This window comes from Streptomyces sp. NPDC050211, assembly GCF_040656035.1.
GTDB lineage: Bacteria > Actinomycetota > Actinomycetes > Streptomycetales > Streptomycetaceae > Streptomyces.
In genome coordinates this window covers 130,947-157,077 of the sequence record NZ_JBFALC010000009.1, presented here as the reverse complement: position 1 = coordinate 157,077, position 26,131 = coordinate 130,947, and the positions used below count along the sequence as shown (strand labels likewise).

Sequence of the window (26,131 nt, the reverse complement as noted above, 5' to 3'; positions counted from 1 at the left end):
CCTCCATGGGGAGACCGATCGCGGACTGGGAGGCGTGGGGAAGCACACGTCGGCTGCGATGTCGGCGGTGGCCGTTACGCTCGCGGCATGGCCTTGAACACGTCCGCGGAAACGCCGCTGCCCGTCGGTGAGGTGTCGCGGCTCATCGGGGGTTGGATCGATCGGCTCGGGGCGGTGTGGGTCGAGGGGCAGATCACGCAGTTGTCGCGGCGGCCGGGGGCGGGGGTCGTGTTCTTGACGTTGCGGGATCCGTCGTACGACATCTCCGTGAGCGTCACTTGTTATCGCCAGGTGTTCGATGCCGTCGCCGATGTGGTGAGTGAGGGCGCCCGGGTCGTCGTACTGGCGAAACCGGAGTGGTACGCGCCGCGGGGGCAGTTGTCGCTGCGGGCCGCCGAGATAAAGCCCGTGGGGGTGGGAGAACTGCTCGCGCGGCTGGAGCAGTTGAAGAAGGCGCTGGGCGCGGAAGGGCTGTTCGCCGCCGAGCGGAAGAAGCCGTTGCCGTTTCTGCCGCAGCTCATCGGGCTGGTCTGCGGGCGGGCCTCCGCCGCGGAACGGGATGTGCTGGAGAACGCCCGGCACCGCTGGCCGGCCGTCCGCTTCGAGGTGCGCAACGTCGCCGTGCAGGGCGTGCACGCCGTGCCGCAGGTCGTGCAGGCGGTGAAGGACCTGGACGCGATCGACGACGTGGACGTGATCATCGTCGCGCGGGGCGGCGGCAGCGTGGAGGATCTGCTGCCGTTCTCCGACGAGCAGCTCGTACGGGCGGTCGCGGCCTGTCGTACGCCCGTGGTGTCCGCCATCGGACACGAGCCCGACAACCCGCTGCTCGACCACGTCGCCGATGTGCGTGCCTCCACTCCCACCGACGCCGCCAAGAAGGTCGTACCGGACGTGGGCGAGGAATATGAGCGGGTGCGGCTGCTGCGTGATCGTGCTCGGCGGTGTGTCGAGGCGTTCATCGAGCGGGAGGAACGGGGGCTCGCGCATGCGCTGGCCCGGCCCTCGATAGAGGATCCGCACCGCATGATCGACGAGCGGGCCGACCATGTGGCGTCCCTGACCGACCGTGGCCGGCGCACCCTCGGCCACCTCCTCGACCGCGCCGACTCGGAGCTGACGCACACCCACGCGCGCGTGGTGGGCCTCTCCCCCGCGGCGACCCTGAAGCGAGGCTATGCGGTGCTGCAGAAGGCCGACGGGCATGTGGTCCGGGATCCCGGTGAGGTGACGGCGGACGAGGCACTGCGCGCGCGGGTCGCCGAGGGTGAGTTCTCCGTACGAGTCGACGCACGAAGCGATGCATAGGGTGGGCGCATGACCAGCAAGGTGGAGGAGAGCGTGGCCGCGGGCGAGGCGCTGGGGTACGAGCAGGCTCGGGACGAGCTGATCGAGGTCGTACGGCGGCTGGAGGCGGGCGGTACGACGCTGGAGGAGTCCCTCGCGCTCTGGGAGCGGGGCGAGGAGCTGGCGAAGGTCTGCCGGCGCTGGCTGGACGGTGCGCGGGCCCGGCTGGACGCGGCGCTGGCCGAGGAGGAAGCGGCCGGGACCGAGGGCGACTCCGAGTAAAAAGCCTGGGTGAACTGTGAAGCGGATCACCACGCCCCGGTTTTTGTTGAAGGTTGAACTTCACTCGCGTAGCGTCGAGGACGTCAACCGGTCCACGGTCCGCTTCCGGGGCCGACGCACACACCGAGAAGGTTCACGTATGACTCTCGTTCTTGACCCCGCCGCCCAGGACCTGCTGTTCCGCGAGGCCCGCACCGCGAACACCTTCACCGACGAGCCGGTGACCGACGAGCAGGTCCAGGCGATCTACGACCTGGTCAAGTACGGCCCGACCGCCTTCAACCAGAGCCCGCTGCGCGTCACCCTGGTCCGCTCCGCCGAGGCCCGCGAGCGCCTGGTGCAGCACATGGCCGAAGGCAACCAGCCGAAGACGGCCACCGCCCCGCTGGTCGCGATCCTGGCCGCGGACAACGAGTTCCACGAGGAGCTGCCCGAGCTCTTCCCGCACTTCCCGCAGGCCAAGGACGTCTTCTTCGCCGAGCGCGCCGCCCGTGAGGGTGCCGCCGGTCTCAACGCCGCCCTCCAGGCCGCGTACTTCATCATCGGCGTCCGCGCCGCCGGTCTGGCCGCAGGCCCCATGACCGGCCTGGACTTCGAGGGCGTCCGCAAGGAGTTCCTGGACGACGACCACACCCCGCTGATGGTCATCAACATCGGCCGGCCGGGCGACGACGCCTGGTTCCCGCGCTCCCCGCGACTGCCGTACGAGCAGGTCGTCACCACCGTCTGACGGACGGCACGGCGGACAGGCAGACGTGACGAAGGCCCCCGGCATCACCGCCGGGGGCCTTGGTACGTTCACTTCGTCCTGAGCGCCTGCGCCATCTCCGTCAGCAGCTCGAACGAGCCCGTGCCCGCCACCACGGTCATCGCCCCGTCGGCCTGGTGCACGAGCGCGTCGTACCGGCCGCCGGTGTACCGCGTCCAGGTCCGGCCGCCGATTTCCTGCTTCTGGTTCGCGGCCTCCGAGCCCTGCGTGGCGTCGTCGATGAACTCCGACGGCTTCTGAGTCGACTGCTCGACCTGCACGTACTCACCATCGGGAGTGTGGAAGCCGAGATGCCAGGTGTCGAACTCGTCCCCCTGGAAGCGGACGGAGGTCGCCTTCCACGTCTTCGGCAGGCCCTCCGGCGCGACCACCGGGTACGCCGCCGCACGACGTGCCGTGAGCAGCTCGACGCGGTAGTCCACCCGCTGAAGGTCGGGCTCCGAGTCGTCGTGCGGGATGAAGAGGTAGATGACCCCCGCCATGATCCCGATCAGGCCCAGGGAGAGAACCATGTCCCGGACCGTCTTCTGCTTACCGTTGGAACCTGCCACGCCCCCTATCGTCGCAGGTGCCCTGGCCTGCTCATCCGTGGGGTCCCCTGCTCATTCTGGCGGTCTGGCGATAGAGTCGTCGCCATCACCCTCATCCGGCCGTCGTCGTATCAGAAAGGTGCGTGTCGATGACCGAGAATCATCATCATCTGCCGTCCGAACTCGAAGTTCCCTCCGAGGCCCCCGACCGCAACCTCGCCCTGGAGCTGGTCAGGGTCACCGAAGCCGCGGCGATGGCCGCCGGCCGCTGGGTCGGGCGCGGCGACAAGAACGGCGCCGACGGTGCGGCCGTGCGCGCCATGCGGGCCCTCGTCTCCACCGTGTCGATGAACGGCGTCGTCGTCATCGGCGAGGGTGAGAAGGACGAGGCCCCGATGCTCTTCAACGGGGAGCGCGTGGGCGACGGGACCGGACCGGAGTGCGACATCGCCGTCGACCCGATCGACGGGACCACGCTGACCGCCAAGGGCATGCCGAACGCGATCGCCGTGCTCGCCGCCGCGGATCGCGGGTCGATGTTCGACCCCTCCGCCGTCTTCTACATGGACAAGCTGGTCACCGGGCCCGAGGCGGCCGACTTCGTGGACATCGACGCGCCCGTCTCGGTGAACATCCGCCGGGTCGCCAAGGCGAAGCGGTCCACGCCGGAGGATGTGACCGTGGTCATCCTGGACCGGCCGCGGCACGAGGGGATCATCAAGGAGATCCGGGACGCCGGTGCGCGGATCAAGCTGATCTCGGACGGGGATGTCGCGGGGTCGATCTACGCGCTGCGTGAGGGCACCGGGGTCGACATGCTGCTCGGTATCGGCGGGACGCCGGAGGGGATCATCTCGGCCTGTGCGGTGAAGTGCCTCGGGGGGACCATTCAGGGCAAGCTGTGGCCCAAGGATGAGGAGGAGCGGCAGCGGGCGGTGGATGCGGGGCATGACCTGGACCGGGTGCTGATGACGGACGACCTGGTGTCCGGGGAGAACGTGTTCTTTGTGGCGACGGGGATCACGGATGGGGAGTTGCTGCGGGGGGTGCGGTATCGGTCGGAGAACGCGACGACTGATTCCATCGTGATGCGGTCCAAGTCGGGGACGGTGCGGAGGATTGATTCTGAGCATCGGTTGAGCAAGTTGCGGGCTTATAGCGCGATTGACTTTGATCGGGCCAAGTAACGCCTAGTAGCTCGGGGACTTTGGAGCGTTCGCGGCTGCGGGTGCGTTGTGGTTGATCGCGCCCACGCGGCGGAGCCGCAAATCGATACAGCCCCGCGCCCCTGAGGTCGGTCAGCGAAACCGGCAGCAAGAGGGCGCCCCCGGTGCGGTGGGGGCGCCCCTCTCTTTTTGTTGCTCAGCCTGCCTGGGCTATGCGGTCCGTCGTTGTCCTTGCTGCCTTCTTGAGTTCCATGTCGCGGCGGCGGCGCCTTGCCAGGACCACGCGGCGTTCGGCGGCGGTGAGGCCGCCCCAGACGCCGTAGGGCTCGGGTTGCAGCAGTGCGTGCTCGCGGCACTCGACCATGACGGGGCAGCGGGCGCAGACGCGCTTGGCGGCCTCCTCGCGGGAGAGGCGTGCGGCGGTGGGTTCCTTGGAGGGAGCGAAGAACAGGCCGGCCTCGTCGCGCCGGCACACCGCCTCGGTGTGCCAAGGCGCGTCTTGGTCCCTGTCTCGCACTGGCACCCGCGGCGCCGGAGCGGCAGCTACCTGCAGGGACGAATGCGGCGGTTGCAGCACGGTCTACTCCTGACGACGGCTTCGCGAGCGAGAGACGATGCAGCAAGGGATACCCGCTGTGCGCACGCCTATGCACTGTGTTCCGAACCGCTGGAATACGGCGCTTCGTGCGCGGTGCCGTGCGGCACCGGAGACTGATCGAATCCCCTTGGATCAGGCCCCGGTTCACGACCGTCAATGATCCAGATGTTTGCGCAAACTCTTGTCGACCTTGTGCTGGACCCGATCGAGGATGTCGGCAACCAGCTTGCCCCGCTTGGGCCTTGCCTCGATGTTGCCGAGGACGGCCCAGCCGTCGACGTAGACGACCGGCGCCTGCGGTTCCGTCGAATCCAGCGTGTCCACCTCGAAGTTGCCGAGGACACCGCCGCCGGTGCCGCGCAGCGACACGTTCTCCGGGACGCGGACCTCGACGGTGCCGAAGACCGAGATGGCCTTGATCACGACCTGCTGGTACTCGAAGAGGGCCTCGCTGAGGTCTATCTCCACGCAGCCGAAGATCGCGTACGCGTGGATACGGCGGCCCGCGCGCCAGCGGCCCTTGCGGACGGCGCTGCTGAACACCGCGACCACATTGTCATCGGGGTCGACCGGGATGGCGCCTGCGGTGGGGCGGTTCGGGGCGGCGGCCGGGGTCCCCCGGCGCTGGTGGGCGGCGGGCAGGTCCTGGATGAAGACGTCCAGCGCGCCCACGGTCTTGGCGGCCAGCACGCCCTCGACCCGCTCGGCGTGCTCGTCGGCGGTGAGGCGGCCCTCGGCGAGTGCCTCGCGCAGGATGTCCGCGACCCGGTCGCGGTCGGCGTCGGAGGCACGGAGCTCGGTGGCGGCCGGCGCGTTCTGCGCGGGCGCGGTGTGCTTCTGAAGGTCCACGACAGCAGCGTACCGAAACGCGATAGATCGCGACTACCCCCAACTGAGGATTACCTCACAAGCTCCGCCGCCGACGCAGGTCCTACGCTGGTGGGCGCTGCCGATGGAGGTCAGCCGTCGCGTCTGTCGAGTGAGGAATGGGCGACATGCCTGAGTTCGCGTACACCGATCTGCTCCCCATGGGAGAGGACACCACCCCGTACCGGCTGGTGACCTCAGAGGGTGTCTCCACCTTCGAGGCCGACGGGCGCACCTTCCTCAAGGTCGAGCCGGAGGCGCTGCGCAAGCTCGCCGAGGAGGCCATCCACGACATCCAGCACTATCTGCGGCCCGCGCACCTCGCTCAGCTGCGGCGCATCATCGACGACCCCGAGGCGTCGGGCAACGACAAGTTCGTGGCCCTGGACCTGCTGAAGAACGCGAACATCGCGGCGGCGGGTGTGCTGCCGATGTGCCAGGACACCGGCACGGCGATCGTGATGGGCAAGCGCGGGCAGAACGTGCTGACCGAGGGCGGGGACGAGGAGGCGCTGAGCCGCGGCATCTACGACGCGTACCTGAACCTCAACCTCCGGTACTCCCAGATGGCCCCGCTCACCATGTGGGACGAGAAGAACACCGGCTCCAACCTCCCCGCCCAGATCGAGCTGTACGCCACCGACGGCGGCGCCTACAAGTTCCTGTTCATGGCGAAGGGCGGCGGCTCCGCCAACAAGTCGTTCCTCTACCAGGAGACCAAGGCCGTCCTGAACGAGGCCTCCATGATGAAGTTCCTGGAGGAGAAGATCCGTTCGCTGGGTACGGCCGCCTGTCCGCCGTACCACCTGGCGATCGTGGTGGGCGGTACGAGCGCGGAGTACGCCCTCAAGACCGCCAAGTACGCCTCCGCGCACTACCTGGACGAGATCCCGGCCGAGGGCTCGCCGCTCGGGCACGGGTTCCGGGACAAGGAGCTGGAGGAGAAGGTCTTCGAGCTGACGCAGAAGATCGGGATCGGGGCGCAGTTCGGGGGCAAGTACTTCTGCCACGACGTGCGCGTGGTGCGGCTGCCGCGGCACGGTGCGTCCTGCCCGGTCGCCATCGCCGTGTCCTGCTCGGCCGACCGGCAGGCCGTCGCGAAGATCACCGCGGAGGGCGTCTTCCTGGAGCAGCTGGAGACGGATCCGGCGCGGTTCCTGCCCGAGACGACGGACGAGCACCTCGACGAGGCCTCCGACGTGGTGCGCATCGACCTCAACCAGCCGATGGACGACATCCTCGCCGAGCTGACCAAGTACCCGGTGAAGACCCGGCTTTCGCTCACCGGTCCCCTGGTCGTGGCCCGTGACATCGCGCACGCCAAGATCAAGGAGCGGCTCGATGCGGGCGAGGAGATGCCGCAGTACCTGAAGGACCACCCGGTGTACTACGCGGGGCCGGCGAAGACGCCCGAGGGGTACGCGTCCGGGTCCTTCGGGCCTACGACCGCCGGGCGCATGGACTCCTACGTCGAGCAGTTCCAGGCGGCGGGGGGCTCCAAGGTGATGCTGGCGAAGGGCAACCGGAGCAAGCAGGTCACGGACGCGTGCGGCACCCACGGCGGGTTCTACCTGGGGTCGATCGGCGGGCCCGCCGCGCGGCTCGCCCAGGACTGCATCAAGAAGGTCGAGGTCGTCGAGTACGAGGAGCTCGGCATGGAGGCCGTCTGGAAGATCGAGGTCGAGGACTTCCCGGCGTTCATCGTGGTCGACGACAAGGGCAACGACTTCTTCCAGGACCCGGCGCCGGCGCCTACGTTCACGTCGATTCCGGTGCGGGGGCCGGGGCTGGCGTAGCGCCTTCGCCCCCGCGGCACTCCGGTTCAGCCCCTGACGCGGAAGTCCAGCTTCGAGTACTCGCCGTCGTCGGTCGAGCGGATGGAACCGCGCGCCTCTTCGTAGTCGCCGGTTCCGCCGGTGATGGCGATGTCGAACGGGGGCAGTTCCGCCGACTCGTCCGCCGGGTCGAACTGCATGAGTGTCTGACCGGTGATGTACCCGCCGGACAGCGCGAAGGTGCCGATGCACTGCAGGTCGCCCGGATTGCCGAGGCGGACGACGGTGCAGGTCACGCCGTCCCGGCCGACCTTCTCGCCGCCCTTGGTGCGATAGAGGTCGTCGGCGAAGGCGAAGGAGTCTCCGAGGGCGGGCGGTCCGCCCTCCCCTTCCTCGTCGCCGGGGACCTCCCTGGAGAAGAGCGTGAAGTCCTCGTCACCGTCGGTGGCGGAGACGGGGTGTGAGGCACCGAGGGCGACAGCTGCGGCCAGGCAGGTCCCGAGCGTGGCGAGTCGCCTGAGGTTGGGGCGCATGTCCTGCCTCCTGTGGGGTGGTGGATCTCCCCCCTCGACCTTTCATTGTCCGACCGTCACCCCGTGCCCGCCCGGTGAGCCGGGTCTCCGTCCGGCCCAAGTCCCGGAACATCGCGGCGCTCTCGATCGCTATAGCCGGTATGAGCGACTACCGCATCGAGCACGACTCCATGGGAGAGGTCCGCGTCCCGGCGGACGCCAAGTGGCGGGCCCAGACCCAGCGCGCCGTCGAGAACTTCCCCATCTCCGGGCAGCGCATCGAGCGCGCGCACATCGAGGCGCTGGCGCGGATCAAGGGGGCCGCTGCGAAGGTCAACGCACGGCTGGGGGTGCTCGACGAGGACGTCGCCGAGGCGGTCCAGGAGGCGGCGCGTGAGGTCGCCGAGGGGCGGTGGGACGAGCACTTCCCGGTCGACGTGTTCCAGACCGGCTCGGGGACCTCGTCCAACATGAACACCAACGAGGTCATCGCCACGCTGGCGAGTGAGCGGCTGGGCAAGGCCGTGCATCCCAACGACCACGTCAACGCCTCGCAGTCGTCCAACGACGTCTTCCCGTCCTCCATCCACATCGCCGCCACCGCCGCCGTCACCCGTGACCTCATCCCCGCCCTCGAACACCTCGCGGCCTCCCTCACCCGCAAGTCGGAGGAGTTCGCCGACGTCGTGAAGTCGGGCCGGACGCATCTCATGGATGCCACGCCCGTGACCCTGGGGCAGGAGTTCGGCGGGTACGCCGCCCAGATCCGGTACGGCGTCGAGCGGCTGTACGCCTCCCTCCCCCGCCTCGCCGAACTGCCCCTCGGCGGCACCGCCGTCGGCACCGGCATCAACACCCCGCCCGGTTTCTCCGCCGCCGTCATCGAGGAAGTGGCGAGCGCGACCGGGCTTCCGCTCACCGAGGCCCGCGACCACTTCGAGGCGCAGGGCGCGCGGGACGGGATCGTGGAGACGAGCGGGCAGCTGCGGACCATCGCCGTGGGGCTCACCAAGATCGCCAACGATCTGCGGTGGATGGCGTCCGGGCCCCGGACCGGGCTCGCGGAGATCAGCCTGCCCGACCTGCAGCCCGGGTCCTCGATCATGCCGGGCAAGGTCAACCCGGTCATTCCGGAAGCCGTCCTCATGGTCAGCGCCCAGGTCATCGGCAATGACGCCACCGTCGCCACCGCCGGGGCCGCCGGGAACTTCGAGCTGAACGTCATGCTGCCGGTCATCGCCAAGAACGTGCTGGAGTCGATCCGGCTGCTCGCCAACGCCTCCCGGCTGCTCGCCGACCGGACCGTGGACGGGATCGTCGCGCACCGGGAGCGGGCCCGCGAGTACGCCGAGTCGTCACCCTCCGTGGTCACCCCGCTGAACAAGTACATCGGGTACGAGGAAGCCGCCAAGGTCGCCAAGAAGGCGCTCGCGGAACGGAAGACGATCCGTCAAGTCGTGCTGGAAAGCGGGTATGTGGAGCGGGGCGACCTGACCGTGGAGCAGCTGGACGAGGCGCTGGATGTGCTGCGCATGACGCACCCGTAACCAAAGGTTCCGCCCGCGTGAACCGTGACGCGCACCGCAGCGTCGTATGCCTGTGACACCTAATATCTGTGCATGCCAGACGACGGAGCGGTGAGACGAGTGGAAGCGGACGGTACGACGGCCTTCTGGGCGCCCGGGAGCCGGATCCTGTGGCGCTACCGGGAGAATGCCGGCGACCGCTTCCACATCGCCCGCCCCGTGACCGTCGTCCGGGACGACGCGGACATCCTCGCCGTCTGGCTGGCGCCCGGCACCGAGTGCGTCAGGCCGGTGCTCGCCGACGGGACTCCCGTCCACGAGGAGCCGCTGCGGTCGCGTTACACCAAGCCGCGGACCGTACAGCGCGACCGCTGGTTCGGCACCGGTGTGCTGAAGCTGGCGCGGCCGGGCGAGCCCTGGTCGGTGTGGCTGTTCTGGGAGCCGGGCTGGCGGTTCAAGAACTGGTACGTCAACCTCGAAGAGCCCCTGGCGCGTTGGGACGGCGGCGTGGACTCCGAGGACCACTTTCTGGACATCTCCGTCCACCCGGACCGCAGTTGGCACTGGCGCGACGAGGACGAGTTCGCGCAGGCCCAGCGGGACGGGCTGATGGACGCCGAAGTCGCCGAGCGGGTACGGGCGGCGGGCCGGTCCGCGGTGGAGACGATCCGCGCCTGGGGGCCTCCGTTCTCGGACGGCTGGCAGCACTGGCGCCCGGATCCGTCCTGGGCTGTACCGTCACTGCCGGAGGACTGGCACTGCACGCCCGCGCACGTGTCCACATGAGACCCTTGATGCGCCCCCGGGCCACAACCGTAGGATCGTCCTCCACAAGTGATTACAGCAGTAACTCCCGGCACGTGTGCCGGGCCTGACCATACGTCACCGAGGGGCGGCAGGACGTGAGCGAGGGGTACGAGGGCAACACCGGTACGGACCACGATCCGTTCGCCGGTGGCACAGGAACAGCCTTTCACCACGCGGGAATTCCGTTCCTGGGGCACGTATTCCGGGTATCGGCATTTCGGCGGGACGCATTGCGCGCCAGGCGCGCAGTCATGGCCCCGGACGGACGGATTCGACACGCGTGACGGAGCAGCCGACCTCCTTCGAGCGCCCTGAGACCGGCGCCGACCCCACGGACCCCCGCGGGGCGCTCCTGCGTACCCCCGGCGCGGGGGCGCGCGCCTCCGCCTTACCGGCACAGGCCCGCACCGGCGAGACGCCGCCCGCGGGCACGCCTGCCGGTGACACGGAGCACTCCCAGCCCGCCGCCGTCGAGCCGGACCACCACCGTCCGCGGCCCGTTCCCGAGGGGGTCGCTGTTCAGCACGGCACCGAAGACGACAAGTCCCGCGAGGACCGCCGTACCGGCCAGGGCGTGGCGCCCGGCCGGCCCACGCCGATGCGGCGGGACGGCGACCGGCTGCGCTTCGTCGGCGCCGCGACCCGGCGGATCGCCCGCGGCATCGACCTCGACGAGATCGTGATGGGGCTGTGCCGGGCGACCGTACCGACGTTCTCGGACGCGATCCTGGTCTATCTGCGCGACCCGCTGCCGGTCGGCGACGAGCGGCCCACCGGCCCGGTGGTGCTGCGGCTGCGCCGTACCGACCGGATCCCGGAGGAGCGGGACACCGAGGGCGGTTTCGCGCCCGTGCCGCAGCCCGAGCCGACGGATCTGACGCCGGCCAGCGCTGAGCTGTGCGAGGTACGGCCCGGCGGCGCGCTGAACGAGGTGCTGCGCGGAGTGCGCCCGGTCTTCGCCGACGCCCCGGCCGCCCGCGCCGCGCTGCCCGAGCTCCTCGGCGACGACGTGGCCGTACCCGGCGGCCAGCGTGCCATCCTCGCCCCGCTGCGCGGCCGGCGCCGGGTCATCGGCGCCGCGCTCTTCCTGCGTCGCCCGGAACGCATGGCCTTCGAGCCCGACGACCTCCTCGTCGCCGCCCAGCTGGCCACGCACAGCGCACTCGGCATCGACAAGGCGGTGCTGTACGGCCGTGAGGCGTACATCGCCGACGAGCTGCAGCGCACGATGCTGCCCGAGAACCTGCCCCGGGCCACCGGCGTACGGCTGGCGTCCCGCTACCTCCCCGCCGCCGAGACCGCACGCGTCGGCGGCGACTGGTACGACGCCATCCCGCTACCGGGCAGCCGCGTGGCGCTGGTGGTGGGCGACGTCATGGGGCACTCCATGACCTCCGCCGCGATCATGGGCCAGCTGCGCACCACGGCGCAGACCCTCGCCGGGCTCGACCTGCCGCCGCAGGAGGTCCTGCACCACCTCGACGAACAGGCCCAGCGCCTCGGCACCGACCGCATGGCGACCTGCCTGTACGCCGTCTACGACCCGGTGTCGCACCGCATCACCATCGCCAACGCCGGCCATCCGCCGCCCGTGCTGCTGCATCTCGGCGGTCGGGCGGAGGTGCTGCGGGTGCCGCCCGGCGCCCCCATCGGTGTCGGCGGCGTCGACTTCGAAGCCGTAGAGCTGGACGCGCCCGCCGGAGGGACCCTGCTCCTCTATACGGACGGGCTGGTCGAGTCCCGGCTGCGGGACGTGTGGACCGGCATAGAGCAGCTGCGCGAGAAGCTCGCCGCGACCGCGCAGCTGACCGGGCCCGATCATCCGCCGCCGCTGGAGGCGCTCTGCGACGAGGTGCTCGACATGCTCGGCCCGGGCGACCGGGACGACGACATCGCGCTGCTCGCCGCCCGCTTCGACGGGATCGCGCCCAACGATGTGGCGTACTGGTTCCTGGAGCCGGAGGAGATGGCGCCCGGCAAGGCCCGGCGGCTGGCCCGGCGCGCGCTCGCCCGCTGGGACATGGAGGAGCTGACCGACTCGGTGGAGCTGCTGGTCAGCGAGGTCGTGACCAATGCCGTGCGCTATGCGACCCGGCCGATCACGCTCCGGCTGCTGCGCACCGACGTACTGCGCTGCGAGGTCGGTGACGATGTGCCGCAGCTGCCGCGGCTGCGGCAGGCGCGGCACACGGACGAGGGCGGACGCGGGCTGTATCTGGTGAACCGGCTGGCCCGGCGCTGGGGAGCGACGCGGCTGAGCACGGGCAAGGTGGTCTGGTTCGAGCTGAACCGGACTTAGACCGGATCCAAATGTTGCCGATGTCCCGACGACGGAGTTGACTGGCTGGCGTGAGCGAAGCGACCTGACCGATCCCCCATGCACGACGGGAGGACGCTCGTGACGCAGACACCTCAGCAGGTTCCGTACACCACGAACATCCACGGGATCCCGGTGGAGAGCGACGAGCACTCGCTGACCATCGGGTCCAACGGCCCCATCCTGCTCCAGGACCACTACCTCATCGAGAAGATGGCCCAGTTCAACCGGGAGCGGGTCCCGGAGCGTGTGGTGCACGCCAAGGGAAGTGGCGCATACGGCACCTTCGAAGTAACCAACGACGTCAGCCAGTTCACCAAGGCCGACCTGTTCCAGCCCGGCAAGCGCACCGAGATGCTGGCGCGCTTCTCGACCGTCGCGGGTGAGCTCGGCTCCCCCGACACCTGGCGCGACCCCCGCGGCTTCGCGCTGAAGTTCTACACGGAGCACGGCAACTACGACCTGGTCGGCAACAACACGCCGGTCTTCTTCGTCCGTGATCCACAGAAGTTCCAGGACTTCATCCGCTCCCAGAAGCGCCGCCCGGACAACGGGCTGCGCGACAACAACATGCAGTGGGACTTCTGGACCCTCTCCCCCGAAAGCGCGCACATGGTGACGTGGCTGATGGGCGACCGGGGCATCCCGAAGACGTACCGCAACATGAACGGGTACTCCTCCCACACCTATATGTGGGTCAACGGCGGCGGCGAGAAGTTCTGGGTCAAGTACCACATCAAGACCGACCAGGGCATCGACTTCCTCACCCAGGCGGACGCCGACCGGCTCGCGGGTGAGGACGCCGACTGCCACCGCCGCGATCTGTTCGAGGCGATCCAGCGCGGCGAGCACCCGTCCTGGACGGTCCATGTGCAGGTGATGCCGTTCGAGGACGCCCCCGACTACCGGTTCAACCCGTTCGACCTGACCAAGGTGTGGCCGCACGGCGACTATCCGCTGATCGAGGTCGGCCGGATGACCCTCAACCAGAACCCCGAGGACTACTTCATCCACATCGAGCAGGCCGCGTTCGAGCCGTCCAACCTGGTGCCGGGCATCGGCCCGTCCCCGGACAAGATGCTGCTCGGCCGGCTCTTCTCGTACCCGGACACGCACCGTTATCGCATCGGTCCGAACTATGCGCAGCTGCCGCCGAACCGGCCCCGGTCGGCGGTCAACTCGTACGCCAAGGACGGGCCGATGCGGTACGAGGCCGCCCGCACCGGTGCGCCGTACGCGCCCAACTCGTACGGGGGTCCGGCCGCGGCGGTTCAGCAGTTCGGTGATGTCGCCGGCTGGCAGGCGGCGGGGGAGATGGTGCGGGAGGCGTACAAGCTGCACCGTGAGGACGACGATTTTGGCCAGCCGGGGACGATGGTTCGGCAGGTGCTTGATGACGCCGCTCGCGCGCGGCTGGTCTCCAATGTCAGCGGGCATCTGAAGCAGGGGGTTACGCGGCCGGTCGTGGACCGCGCTCTGCAGTACTGGCGCAATATCGACAAGGAGATCGGGGATCGGATCGCCCACGAGGTGAATGGACGGTAGGCGCTCCGTTCGGGGAGCTCAGTGTCGTTGTGCGGCTGCGCGGCGGTGGGGGCTGGTCGCGCAGTTCCCCGCGCCCCTAAGTCACTCAGGGCGCCCAGCGTTGGCCGGGCGCCCCTTTTCTACAGTCCCGGATCCGGATCTATCGGATCCTCCGGATTGCCGTCCGCCGGTGGTGGTGACGTCGTAGGCGTCTGGCTCGGAGTTTGAGAGGGCGTCTGGCTCGGAGTCTGAGAGGGCGTTTGGCTCGGCGGCCGCGATGTCGTCGGGGCCTCGCTGGTCGGCTCCTCGGATGTCGGCTCGTTGCTCGGGGTCTCGGTGGGCTGCTGGGTGGGCGTCGGTGTCCAACTCGGCTCGACGCCCGCGCCCTGGGTGGTGTCCAGGTCGAACTTGGCGTCCGTCTTTGTCACGCCGAACATGTACGCCGCCCAGATCTGGGCCGGGAGGCCGCCGCCGTTGACCCTGCCCTTGCCCGGCAGGGTGCCGGTCGCGCCCTTCATGTCGACCTGCTTGCCGGTCTTGAGGTCCTCGCCGAACATGCCGACCGAGGTCACCATGTCCGGCGTGTACCCGGTGAACCAGGCCGACCTGCCGAAGTCGGAGGTACCCGTCTTGCCGGCGACCTCCTGGCCGTCGCGGGCCGGGTTGTCGCGCACCGATGTGCGGGCCGTACCGTCGTCGACCACGCCGGTCAGCACCGAGGTCACCGTGTCCGCCGCCTCACGGCTGATCACCTGCTCGCCGATCGGGTCCGGCATCTTGATCGTCCGGTCGTTCTGCTCGGCCGATGCGATGAGGGTCGGGGTGACCTTCTTGCCGTGGTTGTCGAGGGTGGCATAGACCCCGGCCATCTGCAGCGGGCTGGCGCCCATGGTGCCGAGGGTGTGTGCGGCCCGCGGTGTCAGATCCGCGGTGTCCATGCCGAGCTTGGTGGCCGTCTCCATCATCTTGTCCAAGCCGACGTCGATGCCCATCTGCGCGAACACCGAGTTGATGGACTTGTTCGTCGCCGTCTGAACGGTGACGTCGCCGTAGTCGACGTCGTCCTCGTTCGGCGGGGCGAAGCCGATCTTCTTGCCGTCTTCCACGACGGGCCGCTTGCTCGTGCCGTCGTAGACCGTGCGCGCGCCGATCGTCGTGCCGTCCTGCGTCTTGGCCTTGTTCTCCAGGGCGGCGGCGAGGATCACCGGCTTGAACGTCGACGCGGGCTGGTAGTCGGTCCTCGTCGCGTTGGAGCGGTAGTGCTTGAAGTAGTCCGCACCGCCGTAGAGGGCGACGATCTTGCCCGTCTTGGGGTCGACGGAGACGGCGCCCGCCTGGATGTCCCCGTCGACGGGCCGCTTTTTGGGGTCCAGCTTGCTGGTCAGCTGGGTCTTGGCGGCCTTCTCCAGTTGCGCCTGCTTCTTCTTGTCGATGTTCAGGGTGATGGTCCAGCCCTGACCCTTGACCTGGGCCTCCGCCTCGGAGCGGGAGAGGCCCTCCTGCTTCATCAGCTGGTTCTCCAGCTGGGTGTTGGCGAGTTCGACCAGATAGCCCTTCTGGCCTTCCAGACCGGCGGCGGCCTTCGGCTCCTTGGGCACCTCGAACTTCATGGCCTGGCGCTTGCCGGAGTCCAGCCAGCCCATCTCGACCATGTTGTCCAGGACGTAGTTCCAGCGCTCCTGCACCAGTTCCTTGCCGGTTTCGGAAGCGACCGCCCAGTCATACGAGCTGGGCGCCTGCAGGAGGGCGGCGAGGTAGGCGCCCTGCTGGACCGAGAGCTTGTCGGCGTCGACGCGGTAGTAGGCCTGCGCGGCGGCCTGGATGCCGTAGGCGTTGCGGCCGAAGTAGCTGGTGTTGAGGTAGCCCGCGAGGATGTCGTCCTTGGACATCTGGCGGTCCACCTTCAAGGAGATGACGATCTCCTGCAGCTTGCGGGAGACCGTCTGCTCCTGGCTGAGGTAGTAGTTCTTGACGTACTGCTGGGTGATCGTCGAACCACCCTGGGCGCCCTTGCCGGACAGCGTGTTGAACACACCGCGGGCCGTGCCCTTGAGGTCGATGCCGGCGTCCTTGTAGAAGGTCTTGTTCTCGGCGGCGACGAAGGTGTTCCGGACGTCCTTGGGCACCTTGGACAGGTCCACGATCTCGCGGTTGACCTTGCCGTCGCGTGCCAGGACCGAGCCGTCGCTGTACTTGTAGACGTTGCTCTGCATCTTCGCGGCCTGCGCCGCCGCGTTGCCGTCGGGGACGTCGACGACCAGGTACAGCACGATGAAGCCGCCGATGCCGAGCAGGCAGACGCCGAGGAACGTGCCGAGGAGCTTCTTCCAGGTGAACAGCCGGCGTATGAAGCTCTTGCCGTCGTTCTTCCCCGGCGCTCGTCGCGAGCGGCGCCTGGGCGCGGCGCGGTGGCCACCGCGCTGCCGCGCTCGTCTCTCTTCCGCTCGTCCCATGGCTCCGTCTGCTCCGCTTCCGTCGTCGGCTGTCACACAGGTTGCGCGCTCAGGTCAGCTCAGAAAGCTAACACCGCTGTATGTGACAAAGGGCGTGCGATCCGGTCTTTTACGGACGTGACAATCAGCACCTGCCCCAACAGAACCGACGGCTGAGAGGGGGTTAGGGTTGCTGCCGTGGGGTAATCTGATATCACTTAGCTAGAACGAAGCTAGGCGAGCAACAGCTCCATCGAGAACCGGGGGAACACCCATGACCACGCACGACACCGCACCCGACCTCCCCGACATGCCCGAACCGCGCGTTCGTGAATTCACCGCGCACAGCATCGGCGGCGGGCTCGCGCTGCTGCTCGGTCTGGTCGGGCTGCTGGGCGGAATCGGGATGATCGTGGCCGCGACGGCGGTCTCCGGGGCCGGCGGCAAGACCGCGCTGATCGTCGGCGGCATCGTCGTCGCCATCGCCGCGTTCCTCGCGATGTGCGGGCTGAACATGGTGGCGCCTGGCGAGGCCCGGGTGGTCCAGCTCTTCGGGCGGTACCGGGGGACGATCCGGCAGGACGGGCTGCGCTGGGTGAACCCGCTGACCTCACGCACCAAGATCTCGACCCGGGTACGCAATCACGAGACCGCGGTCCTGAAGGTCAACGACGCCTACGGCAACCCGATCGAGCTCGCCGCGGTCGTCGTATGGAAGGTGCAGGACACCGCCCAGGCCACCTTCGAGGTCGACGACTACTTCGAGTTCGTCTCCACACAGACCGAGGCGGCCGTCCGGCACATCGCCATCGAGTACCCGTACGACGCCCATGACGAGGAAGGGCTGTCGCTGCGCGGCAACGCCGAGGAGATCACCGAGAAGCTCGCGGTCGAGCTGCACGCGCGCGTGGAGGCGGCCGGCGTCCAGATCATCGAGTCCCGCTTCACGCACCTCGCCTACGCGCCGGAGATCGCCTCGGCGATGCTCCAGCGGCAGCAGGCGGGCGCGGTCGTCGCCGCGCGGCGGCAGATCGTGGACGGGGCGGTCGGCATGGTCGAGGCGGCGCTCGCCCGGATCACCGAGCAGGACATCGTGGAGCTCGACTCGGAGCGGAAGGCGGCGATGGTGTCCAACCTGATGGTGGTGCTGTGCGGGGACCGCTCGGTGCAGCCGGTGCTCAACACAGGGACTCTTTACCAGTGACGGATTCGTCTGAGGCCTCCTCGAGGGATGAGGCCTCCTCGGAGAAGCGGCGGCCGCAGCAGCGCAAGCAGGTGCTGCTGCGGCTGGACCCGTCGGTGTACGAGGCGCTGGCGCGGTGGGCCGGGGACGAGCTGCGGTCGGCCAATGCGCAGATCGAGTTCCTGCTGCGCAAGGCGCTGGCGGAGGCGGGCCGGCTGCCGGGCGAGGCAGGGCCGATTCCGCGTCGCGGACGCCCGCCCTCGCAGCAGTAGCGGAACCGTGACAATCGCGCCTCACCTGCACCGTCGTACGCCCCGTGCCGCCCTACACACTCGGCGTATACACCCGGGGTATACGCACTGTGTACAGTCCTCCTCATGTCCATCGGTCACACCCTCCTGGGGCTCCTGGAGTCCGGCCCGCGTCACGGTTACGACCTGAAGCGGGCCTTCGACGAGAAGTTCGGTCACGACCGGCCGCTGCACTACGGCCAGGTCTACTCGACGATGTCCCGACTGCTGAAGAACGGGCTCGTCGAAGTCGACGGGATCGAGCCCGGCGGCGGTCCGGAACGCAAGCGGTACGCGATCACCGAAGCCGGCATCACCGACGTACAGCAGTGGCTGGCGACGCCGGAGAAGCCGGAACCGTATCTGCAGTCGACCCTGTACACCAAGGTCGTTCTCGCGCTGCTGACGCACCGGAACGCCGCCGACACCCTCGACACCCAGCGTTCGGAGCATCTGCGGATGATGCGCATCCTCACCGACCGCAAGCGCAAGGGCGATCTCGCGGACCAGCTGATCTGCGACCACGCCCTGTTCCATCTCGAAGCAGATCTGCGCTGGCTGGAGCTGACGGCCGCGCGTCTGGACAAGCTCGCTGAGGCGGTGACCCGATGACCCCCGCAGGCTCCCTGCTCGTCGCGACCGATCTGCGCAAGGCGTACGGTCCGACCACGGCGCTCGACGGCGCCGAGTTCTCCATCCACCCCGGCGAGGTCGTCGCCGTCATGGGCCCCTCGGGCTCCGGGAAGTCGACCCTGCTGCACTGCCTCGCGGGCATCGTGCCGCCGGATTCCGGGTCGATCACCTACAACGGCCGCGAGATGGCCACCATGGGCGATGCCGAGCGCAGTGCGCTGCGGCGGAGCGAGTTCGGGTTCGTGTTCCAGTTCGGCCAGTTGGTGCCCGAACTCACCTGCGTCGAGAACGTCGCCCTGCCGCTGCGGCTCAACGGGACGAGCCGCAAGGAGGCCGAGAAGGCCGCCCTGTCCTGGATGGAGCGGCTGGAGGTCGACGAGCTGCGCAAGAAGCGGCCCGGCGAGGTCTCCGGTGGTCAGGGGCAGCGGGTCGCCGTCGCCCGCGCGCTGGTGACCAACCCGCGCGTGCTGTTCGCCGACGAGCCGACCGGCGCGCTGGACTCGCTCAACGGCGAGCGGGTGATGGATCTGCTCACGGATGCCGCCCGGTCCACCAACGCCGCCGTCGTGCTGGTCACGCACGAGGCCCGGGTGGCCGCGTACTCGGACCGCGAGATCGTCGTACGGGACGGCAAGTCCCGGGACATGGAGCGCGTCGTATGAACGCCCGCCCGTCTCCCACCACCACCCCAACCGAGGCTCCCCCAGAGCCGAAAGCCTGGGGGGACCCCCATCGCGCCGCCCCTTCTTATTCCAAGTGGACGAGGGACCTGGGCATGGGGGTCCGGTTCGCGTTCGCCGGGGGACGCGAGGGCTGGGTCCGGGTCCTGCTGACGGGGGTCGGCGTCGGGCTCGGGGTGGCGCTGTTGCTGCTGACGACGGCGCTGCCGAACGCGCTGGACGCCCGGAGCGACCGGGAGGCCGCCCGGTCGGACATCAACTACGGCGGGGAGGAAATACCGAAGGCGGACAACACCATGCTGGTCGCGGCCAGCGGTACGACCTTCCGCGACAAGAGCATCCGCGGGCGGGACGTGCAGCCCGAGGGCCCGAAGGCACCGCTGCCGCCCGGCGTCGAGAAGCTCCCGGCGGTCGGCGAGATGGTGGTCTCCCCCGCGCTGAAGAAGCTGCTCGGCTCCGACGAGGGGAAGCTGCTGCGGGAGCGGCTGCCGCAGAAGATCGTCGGGACCATCGGGGACAGCGGGCTGATCGGCCCCACCGACCTCACCTTCTACCGGGGCGGCGAGGGCCTCGCGGCGCAGCTGACCAACGGCGGGGTGGTGCGGATCGACGAGTACGGGCGACAGAGCCAGGGCTCGGAGCCGCTGGACCCCGTCCTGCTCCTGCTGATCCTCGTCGTCTTCGTGGTGCTGCTGATGCCGGTCGGTGTGTTCATCGCCGCGGCCGTGCGGTTCGGCGGCGAGCGGCGGGACCGTCGGCTCGCGGCACTGCGGCTGGTCGGCTCCGACAGCCGGATGACCAAGCGGGTGGCGGCGGGCGAGGCGCTCGCGGGGGCCGCCCTCGGGCTGGTCCTCGGCACGGGCTTCTTCCTGATCGGCCGTGAGATCGCGGGCACCATGGAGGTGTTCGACGTCAGCGTCTTCCCGAGCTACCTCAACCCCTCGCCCGCGCTGGCCCTGCTGGTCGCGATCCTCGTGCCGGCGGCCGCGGTGCTGGTCACGCTGCTCGCACTGCGGGGAGTGGTGATCGAGCCGCTCGGAGTGGTCCGTACGGCGAAGCCCGCGCGGCGCCGGCTGTGGTGGCGGCTGCTGCTGCCGCTGGCCGGGCTGGGGATGCTCTACCCGATGATCGGCCAGGGTCGCGACGAAGGGGACTTCAACCAGTACCTCGTCATCGGCGGTGTGATGCTGCTGCTCGTCGGTGTGACGGCGCTGCTGCCGTGGATCGTCGAGACGGTCGTCGGCAAGCTCGGCTCGGGCGGCATCGCCTGGCAACTCGCCGTGCGCAGGCTCCAGTTGAGCAGCGGCACGGCGGCCCGCATGGTCAACGGCATCGCGGTCGCGGTGGCCGGGGCGATCGCGCTGCAGATGCTGTTCGCCGGGGTCGAGGGCGACTACACCAAGCCGACGGGCAAGGACGTCACCCGGGCGCAGATGCAGGTGAGCCTGCCGGAGGGGGTGTCCCTCGCGCAGTCCGCGGCGAAGTTCCGGGACACCGAGGGGGTACGGAAGGTCTATGCGTACGACGAGGGATACGTCGGCGAGAAGCCGATGGACGCCGAGCTCAGCTCCGCGGTGACCGTGGGCGACTGCGCCTCGCTGCGCGAGGTGGCGAGCCTGTCGTCGTGCCGTGACGGGGATGTCTTCGCCGTGCAGGGCGTCAAGGAGGACAGCGCGAACAGCGTCGACAACGGCGGCGTGAACACGGAGGAGCTGGTGAAGCCCGGCCGCACGGTGTACTTCGACCCGGGGTACACGGACGGGCCCAAGTCCACACCGATCCCCTGGACCCTGCCGTCGACGATGAAGAAGGCTCAGGCGCGCCTCGACATGACCGGATCGCAGCGGGCCGGCCTCATGGTCACCCCCAAGGCGCTGCCCGCGGGGGCCGTGCCCAGCATGAGCGGTCAGATCTACCTCAACCTCGACGAGTCCGTGCCGGACGTCTACGACCTGGTCCGGAACACGACGGCCACGTTCGACCCGATCAACGAGCCGATGATGTGGTCCTCCACCGAGCGCTCCGACCGCTACGACTCCATCCGCACCGGCCTGTTCGTCGGCGCCGCCTGTGTCCTGGCACTGATCGGCGCGAGCCTGCTGGTGTCCCAGCTGGAGCAGTTGCGGGAGCGCAAGAAGCTGCTGTCGGCGCTGGTCGCCTTCGGCACCCGCCGGCGCACGCTGAGCCTGTCGGTGCTGTGGCAGACGGCGATCCCGATCGCCCTCGGTCTGGTGCTGGCGTCGGTGGTCGGTCTCACGCTGGGCGCGGTGCTGCTCAAAATGGCGCAGGCCTCGATCACCGTGGACTGGCCGAGCGTCCTGGTCATGATCGGCGCCGGCGCGGCAGTCGTCGTCGCCGTCACCCTCCTCAGCCTGCCACCGCTGCTACGGCTGATGCGACCGGACGGCCTGCGCACGGAGTAGCTCAGCCCTGCTAGTTCAACACCCGTACAGGAAGCGGCCGCAGCGCCTCACGGAGCGCTGCGGCCAGTTCCTCGTATTCGGCTCCGCGTGCCGCGCCCGTGCGCATGGCGAGGGCGATTCGGCGGGTGGGGGCGGGGTCGGCGAAGTAGCCGGTGAGGAGTTGGTTGCTGCGGGTTGTCTCGACCTTGACGGCGGTGCGCGGCAGGAGGGTCACGCCGAGTCCGCCCGCGACGAGTTGGACGAGGGTGGACAGCCCGGCGGCCGTGGTGGTCACCGGCGCGTCCGCCCGCCCGGCCTCCCGGCAGATGTCGAGCGCCTGGTCGCGCAGGCAGTGCCCCTCGTCGAGCAGCAGGAGGTTGAGTTCGCGCAGCACCTCGCGCGCGATGCCCTCCCGGCCGCCGAGCGCGTGATCGAGCGGCGTGACGAGCACGAAGTCCTCGTCGAACAGCGGGAGTTCGGCGACGCCCGGCACCCCGAGCGGCACGGCGAGCAGCAGCAGATCGAGCCGTCCGCCGGTGAGGCCCTCGATCAGGTTCGCGGTCTGCTCCTCGTGCACCTGGAGGTCGAGGTCCGGATACCGGTCGTGGATGAGCCGCAGCACGGTCGGCAGGACGTACGGCGCGACGGTCGGGATGACGCCGAGGCGCAGCACCCCGGTGAACGGTGCCCGCACCGCCTCCGCCTCCTCCAGCAGCGCCGACACCTCCTCAAGCACCGCCCGCGCGCGTACGGCGAGACGCTCACCGGCGGGCGACAGCAGCACCTTGCGGGTCGTCCGCTCCAGCAGCGTCACGCCGAGGGTCTCCTCCAGCGCGGAGACCGCGCCGGACAGGGCGGGCTGGCTCATGCCGATCGCGGCGGCGGCGTCCCGGAAGTGGAGGTGGTCGGCGACGGCGGCGAAGGCACGCAGCTGGGCGAGGCTGGGCTGCCTCCTCTTACTCACGGTCACTGATAACTGCCTCCGATCAACTCGACCCAGTGTAGCTATTTCCGTAATCAATGCAGCCTGTGTAAGCATCGAGCACGTCCAACCCATGGGAAACGCCTACACAATGGGCGTTTCCTCGCTGCAAGGAGAGCTAGTGCTCACTGTCGGTGACAAGTTCCCCGAGTTCGAACTGACCGCCTGTGTCTCGCTGGAGAAGGGCAAGGAGTTCGAGACGATCAACCACAAGACCTACGAGGGCAAGTGGAAGATCGTGTTCGCCTGGCCGAAGGACTTCACCTTCGTCTGCCCGACCGAGATCGCGGCCTTCGGCAAGCTGAACGAGGAGTTCGCCGACCGCGACGCGCAGGTCCTCGGCTTCTCCGGTGACTCGGAGTTCGTCCACCACGCCTGGCGCAAGGACCACGACGACCTGCGTGACCTGCCGTTCCCGATGATGGCCGACTCCAAGCACGAGCTGATGCGCGACCTCGGCATCGAGGGCGAGGACGGCTTCGCCAAGCGCGCGGTCTTCATCGTCGACCACAACAACGAGATCCAGTTCTCCATGGTGACCGCCGGCTCCGTCGGCCGTAACCCCAAGGAGGTCCTGCGGGTCCTGGACGCCCTGCAGACCGACGAGCTGTGCCCGTGCAACTGGAGCAAGGGCGACGAGACGCTGGACCCGGTCAAGCTGCTGGCCGGTGAGTGAGTAATATGTCACATGACACTCTGAAGTCCGCGCTCCCGGACTACGCCAAGGACCTGAAGCTCAACCTGAGTTCGGTCATCGGCAACTCCGACCTCCCCGCTCAGCAGCTCTGGGGCACCGTCCTGGCGACCGCCATCGCCTCGCGCTCCCCGATCGTCCTGCGCGAGCTGGCCCCCGAGGCGAAGGCGAACCTCTCGCCGGAGGCGTACACGGCGGCCAAGTCCGCCGCCGCGGTCATGGCGATGAACAACGTCTTCTACCGCACCCGCCATCTGCTCTCCGACCACGAGTACGGCACCCTGCGGGCCGGCCTCCGGATGAACGTCATCGGCAACCCCGGTGTCGACAAGGTCGACTTCGAGCTGTGGTCCTTCGCCGTCTCCGCCATCAACGGCTGCGGCATGTGCCTCGACTCCCACGAGCAGGTCCTGCGCAAGGCTGGCGTGGACCGCGAGGTGATCCAGGAGGCCTTCAAGATCGCCTCGGTGGTCCAGGCGGTCGGCGTGACGCTGGACGCGGAAGCGGTGCTCGCCGAGTAACACCCGGCTGCCGGGGCCCCGTTCACCTCAGTGGTGAGCGGGGCCCTTTCGGTTCTACGACTGCTGCGGCGGCGTGTCCGTGGGCTGCACCGGCGCCACATCCACCGCGGTGGCCCCCCGGGGACGCGGAGAGTGCCGTAGCGCGGCCTCCTGGGAGTACGCCTTCAGATAGCTGCCCACCGTGTTCGTCACCGCCACCAGCGGCACCGCGACGATCGCACCGCCGATGCCCGCGACCAGGCCACCCGCCGCCACCGACAGCACCACGGCCAGCGGATGGACGCGGACCGCCCGCCCGAGGATGAACGGCTGCAGGATGTGGCCCTCGATCTGCTGGACCGCGAGCACGACCACCAGGGTCATCACCGCGGTGAAGACGCCCTGGGTCACCAGGGCCACCACGACCGCCAGAGCGCCCGAGGCCACCGCGCCCACCAGCGGGATGAAGGAGAACAGGAAGATGAAGACGGCCAGGGGCACGGCCATCGGCACGTCCAGGAAATATATGCCGATGCCGATGAAGACGGCGTCGATCAGGGCCACCAGCACCGTGCCGCGGACGTACGCCGTGAGCGTCCGCCATGCGCGCGGGCCGGCCCCGGCGACACCGGGACGGGCGGCAGCCGGAACGAGCTTCAGCGTCCACTCCCAGATGCGCTTGCCGTCGTAGAGGAGGAACAGCGTCGAGAAGGCCGCCAGCAGTATGCCGGTGAGCGCCTCGACGATGACCGTCACGCCCTCCAGGCCAGCGGAGGTGATCTCGTCGGTGTTGGCGCCGATCGCCTCGCGCAGGTTCTCGGCGATGTCGTTGATCTGCTTGTCGGTGACGTGGAACGGGCTGTTGAGCAGCCAGTTGCGCAGCTCGTCGATGCCGTCCTGGATCTGGTCGGAGAGGTTGTCGATGTTCTCCATGACCTGCCAGGTCACGAACCAGCCGATGAGCCCGATCACGACGAAGCCGAGGATCGCGGTGAGCGCGGTGGCGATGCCGCGTGGTACGCCGTACCGCCGCAGCCGGGTCACCGCGGGCTCCAGCAGCGCGGTGATCAGCAGCGCGGCCACGAAGGACAGCACGACGAGCTGGACGGCGCTGATGACCCGCATCAGCACCCAGAGCGTGCCCGCGAGGACCAGCAGCCGCCAGCCGGCCTCGGCGGCGACCCGTACCCCCCAGGGCACGGCGAGCGCGGGATCGGGACGGTCGGGGCGGGTGGCGACCTCAGGGGCGTAGTCGGGCGGTGGCGGGACCTTCTCCGGGGTCTTCCTGGGCGGGTTGTCGGCGGCGATCGGCCCGACGTCGGCCCGCTCCACCTCGGCGCGGCGCTCGTCCAGCCGCTCTCCGATGTCGGTCAGTCCGGCACCCAGCCGACTGAGCCACCCTGGTACTCGCGACATGATCCGTCCCTTGGCCCCGTCTGTCCCCACCACTCCCCCCGGAGTCGTCCGGTCCGACCGTACATGGCCTGTTGCAGAGAGCCGAAAGCCCCTCACCGAAGGACGGTGAGGGGCTCGGAAAGGTTGAGCGCACAGAAGGGCTCAGTACCAGTTGTTGGCCTGCCAGAAGTCCCAGGCGCCGCACGGGCTGCCGTAGCGGTCGTTCATGTAGCTGAGGCCCCACTTGATCTGGGTGGCCGGGTTGGTCTGCCAGTCGGAGCCGACGGACGCCATCTTCGTACCGGGCAGCGCCTGGAAGAGGCCGTAGGCACCGGAGGAGGGGTTGACGGCCTGGTAGTTCCAGTCGGACTCGTGGTCCACGATGTTGCTGAAGCACTGGAACTGGTCGCTCGACACCATCGACTGCGCCATCGACTGGATCTCCGCGATGGAGTACGAGCTCTGGGGGGCGAAGTCGGAGGCGTCACGCGAAGCGCTGCGGCTCGCGGCCTTTTCCGCCTCTTCGCGCTCCTTGGCCTCCTGCGCCGCCTTCTCGGCGGCTTCCTTCTTCTCGACCGCGGACTGGGCGGCGGCCTTGCGGGCAGCCTCCTCGGCGTCCTTCTTGGCGGTCGCGTCCGCGGCGATGGCCTGGGTCTCGGCCTGCTGAGTCAGGGATGCGGTCTGGACCTGGGCCTGCTGGCCCGCGGGTATGTCCGCGAGCAGCGTCAGGTCGGCTGCCGCCGCTTCGGCGTCGTTGTTCTGCGCGGTGCTGCCCGAGGCAACGCCGACGACACTTCCGACAGCGGTGACCGCGGTGGCCGAGGCCACTGCGAATCCCCGGACCGAAATCCGGCTCACACGGTTTCCTTCCAGCATCGCCCGCTTCGGTGACCCTGGCGGACGCAATCGTGCCCCTGAACGCTGGCCTCCCAACTGCGGGGTCACGGGAGGCACGGGCCCGGTGGGCAACTCCCGCGAGG

At 69.1% G+C, this 26,131-nt stretch carries 24 protein-coding genes; 16 read left to right on the top strand and 8 right to left on the bottom strand.

Annotated features, from left to right (window positions below; genetic code table 11):
- Nucleotides 1-87 precede the first annotated feature (87 nt).
- The 3 genes from xseA to AB0I98_RS12450 all read left to right on the top strand — a co-directional run bounded on the left by xseA (nucleotide 88) and on the right by AB0I98_RS12450 (nucleotide 2,299).
- On the top strand, nucleotides 88-1,308 hold the full coding sequence (gene xseA, locus AB0I98_RS12460) for an exodeoxyribonuclease VII large subunit (protein ID WP_362939318.1): 1,221 nt from the start codon (nucleotides 88-90) through the stop codon (nucleotides 1,306-1,308).
- A 9-nt stretch (nucleotides 1,309-1,317) separates the two neighbouring features.
- The gene (locus AB0I98_RS12455; RefSeq protein WP_210577120.1) at nucleotides 1,318-1,569 is read left to right on the top strand and encodes an exodeoxyribonuclease VII small subunit; all 252 of its coding nucleotides are present in this window, start codon (nucleotides 1,318-1,320) and stop codon (nucleotides 1,567-1,569) included.
- A gap of 139 nt (nucleotides 1,570-1,708) precedes the next feature.
- On the top strand, nucleotides 1,709-2,299 hold the full coding sequence (locus AB0I98_RS12450) for a malonic semialdehyde reductase (RefSeq protein WP_362939315.1): 591 nt from the start codon (nucleotides 1,709-1,711) through the stop codon (nucleotides 2,297-2,299).
- Between the two features lie 68 nt (nucleotides 2,300-2,367).
- Here the strand turns inward: AB0I98_RS12450 and AB0I98_RS12445 are convergent, their stop codons facing one another.
- Nucleotides 2,368-2,889, bottom strand: a complete 522-nt coding sequence (locus AB0I98_RS12445; protein WP_362939312.1) for a DUF4245 domain-containing protein — start codon at nucleotides 2,887-2,889, stop codon at nucleotides 2,368-2,370.
- A 128-nt stretch (nucleotides 2,890-3,017) separates the two neighbouring features.
- Here AB0I98_RS12445 and glpX point away from each other — a divergent pair, with 128 nt between their 5' ends.
- Nucleotides 3,018-4,055: a class II fructose-bisphosphatase gene (gene glpX / locus AB0I98_RS12440; protein WP_362939309.1), complete on the top strand. Its 1,038-nt coding sequence runs from the start codon at nucleotides 3,018-3,020 to the stop codon at nucleotides 4,053-4,055.
- Nucleotides 4,056-4,230: 175 nt separating this feature from the next.
- Here the strand turns inward: glpX and AB0I98_RS12435 are convergent, their stop codons facing one another.
- Complete coding sequence (locus AB0I98_RS12435; RefSeq protein ID WP_210577116.1) at nucleotides 4,231-4,611, bottom strand: WhiB family transcriptional regulator; 381 nt, start codon at nucleotides 4,609-4,611, stop codon at nucleotides 4,231-4,233.
- A 174-nt stretch (nucleotides 4,612-4,785) separates the two neighbouring features.
- Entirely contained in the window at nucleotides 4,786-5,481 is a 696-nt protein-coding gene (locus AB0I98_RS12430) for a DUF1707 domain-containing protein (RefSeq protein WP_362939306.1), read from the bottom strand.
- 146 nt (nucleotides 5,482-5,627) lie between these two features.
- Between AB0I98_RS12430 and AB0I98_RS12425 the strand changes: the two genes are divergently transcribed.
- Nucleotides 5,628-7,295 (top strand): fumarate hydratase, encoded by a 1,668-nt coding sequence (locus AB0I98_RS12425; RefSeq protein WP_362939303.1) that lies wholly within the window; start codon nucleotides 5,628-5,630, stop codon nucleotides 7,293-7,295.
- A 26-nt stretch (nucleotides 7,296-7,321) separates the two neighbouring features.
- Here the strand turns inward: AB0I98_RS12425 and AB0I98_RS12420 are convergent, their stop codons facing one another.
- Nucleotides 7,322-7,807 carry a hypothetical protein gene (locus tag AB0I98_RS12420; protein ID WP_362939300.1) on the bottom strand — a complete coding sequence of 162 codons (486 nt, stop codon included), beginning with the start codon at nucleotides 7,805-7,807 and terminating at the stop codon, nucleotides 7,322-7,324.
- Between the two features lie 140 nt (nucleotides 7,808-7,947).
- On the opposite strand from AB0I98_RS12420, the gene AB0I98_RS12415 reads away from it, so the two are divergent.
- From AB0I98_RS12415 to AB0I98_RS12400, 4 genes are all read left to right on the top strand, one after another.
- Nucleotides 7,948-9,333 carry a class II fumarate hydratase gene (locus AB0I98_RS12415; RefSeq protein WP_362939297.1) on the top strand — a complete coding sequence of 462 codons (1,386 nt, stop codon included), beginning with the start codon at nucleotides 7,948-7,950 and terminating at the stop codon, nucleotides 9,331-9,333.
- 72 nt (nucleotides 9,334-9,405) lie between these two features.
- Complete coding sequence (locus AB0I98_RS12410; RefSeq protein WP_362939294.1) at nucleotides 9,406-10,098, top strand: DUF402 domain-containing protein; 693 nt, start codon at nucleotides 9,406-9,408, stop codon at nucleotides 10,096-10,098.
- Between the two features lie 301 nt (nucleotides 10,099-10,399).
- A complete protein-coding gene (locus AB0I98_RS12405; RefSeq protein ID WP_362939291.1) occupies nucleotides 10,400-12,418 on the top strand; it encodes a SpoIIE family protein phosphatase in 2,019 nt (672 codons plus the stop codon).
- Between the two features lie 99 nt (nucleotides 12,419-12,517).
- The gene (locus tag AB0I98_RS12400; protein ID WP_362939288.1) at nucleotides 12,518-13,981 is read left to right on the top strand and encodes a catalase; all 1,464 of its coding nucleotides are present in this window, start codon (nucleotides 12,518-12,520) and stop codon (nucleotides 13,979-13,981) included.
- A 119-nt stretch (nucleotides 13,982-14,100) separates the two neighbouring features.
- Here AB0I98_RS12400 and AB0I98_RS12395 read toward each other — a convergent pair whose 3' ends face one another.
- Complete coding sequence (locus AB0I98_RS12395; RefSeq protein ID WP_362939285.1) at nucleotides 14,101-16,413, bottom strand: transglycosylase domain-containing protein; 2,313 nt, start codon at nucleotides 16,411-16,413, stop codon at nucleotides 14,101-14,103.
- Nucleotides 16,414-16,666: 253 nt separating this feature from the next.
- Here AB0I98_RS12395 and AB0I98_RS12390 point away from each other — a divergent pair, with 253 nt between their 5' ends.
- The 5 genes from AB0I98_RS12390 (at nucleotide 16,667) to AB0I98_RS12370 (ending at nucleotide 21,601) form a co-directional block, all read left to right on the top strand.
- Complete coding sequence (locus tag AB0I98_RS12390) at nucleotides 16,667-17,596, top strand: SPFH domain-containing protein (protein WP_362939282.1); 930 nt, start codon at nucleotides 16,667-16,669, stop codon at nucleotides 17,594-17,596.
- Nucleotides 17,593-17,847: a hypothetical protein gene (locus tag AB0I98_RS12385; RefSeq protein ID WP_362939279.1), complete on the top strand. Its 255-nt coding sequence runs from the start codon at nucleotides 17,593-17,595 to the stop codon at nucleotides 17,845-17,847. Before AB0I98_RS12390 ends, AB0I98_RS12385 begins: the two co-directional genes overlap by 4 nt.
- Before the next feature lie 105 nt (nucleotides 17,848-17,952).
- Nucleotides 17,953-18,477: a PadR family transcriptional regulator gene (locus AB0I98_RS12380; protein WP_362939276.1), complete on the top strand. Its 525-nt coding sequence runs from the start codon at nucleotides 17,953-17,955 to the stop codon at nucleotides 18,475-18,477.
- Entirely contained in the window at nucleotides 18,474-19,160 is a 687-nt protein-coding gene (locus AB0I98_RS12375) for an ABC transporter ATP-binding protein (protein WP_362939273.1), read from the top strand. The genes AB0I98_RS12380 and AB0I98_RS12375 overlap by 4 nt, the downstream gene beginning before the upstream one ends.
- A 113-nt stretch (nucleotides 19,161-19,273) precedes the next feature.
- Nucleotides 19,274-21,601 (top strand): ABC transporter permease, encoded by a 2,328-nt coding sequence (locus AB0I98_RS12370; protein ID WP_362939270.1) that lies wholly within the window; start codon nucleotides 19,274-19,276, stop codon nucleotides 21,599-21,601.
- Between the two features lie 10 nt (nucleotides 21,602-21,611).
- Here AB0I98_RS12370 and AB0I98_RS12365 read toward each other — a convergent pair whose 3' ends face one another.
- A complete protein-coding gene (locus AB0I98_RS12365; protein ID WP_362939267.1) occupies nucleotides 21,612-22,550 on the bottom strand; it encodes a LysR substrate-binding domain-containing protein in 939 nt (312 codons plus the stop codon).
- A 133-nt stretch (nucleotides 22,551-22,683) separates the two neighbouring features.
- Here AB0I98_RS12365 and AB0I98_RS12360 point away from each other — a divergent pair, with 133 nt between their 5' ends.
- Together AB0I98_RS12360 and AB0I98_RS12355 are read left to right on the top strand one after the other, a co-directional pair.
- The gene (locus AB0I98_RS12360; RefSeq protein WP_362939264.1) at nucleotides 22,684-23,238 is read left to right on the top strand and encodes a peroxiredoxin; all 555 of its coding nucleotides are present in this window, start codon (nucleotides 22,684-22,686) and stop codon (nucleotides 23,236-23,238) included.
- A 5-nt stretch (nucleotides 23,239-23,243) separates the two neighbouring features.
- On the top strand, nucleotides 23,244-23,777 hold the full coding sequence (locus tag AB0I98_RS12355; RefSeq protein ID WP_362939261.1) for an alkyl hydroperoxide reductase: 534 nt from the start codon (nucleotides 23,244-23,246) through the stop codon (nucleotides 23,775-23,777).
- Between the two features lie 54 nt (nucleotides 23,778-23,831).
- Here the strand turns inward: AB0I98_RS12355 and AB0I98_RS12350 are convergent, their stop codons facing one another.
- Together AB0I98_RS12350 and AB0I98_RS12345 are read right to left on the bottom strand one after the other, a co-directional pair.
- Complete coding sequence (locus AB0I98_RS12350) at nucleotides 23,832-25,172, bottom strand: AI-2E family transporter (RefSeq protein WP_362939258.1); 1,341 nt, start codon at nucleotides 25,170-25,172, stop codon at nucleotides 23,832-23,834.
- 141 nt (nucleotides 25,173-25,313) lie between these two features.
- Nucleotides 25,314-26,009, bottom strand: a complete 696-nt coding sequence (locus AB0I98_RS12345) for a transglycosylase SLT domain-containing protein (protein ID WP_362939255.1) — start codon at nucleotides 26,007-26,009, stop codon at nucleotides 25,314-25,316.
- Nucleotides 26,010-26,131 lie beyond the last annotated feature (122 nt).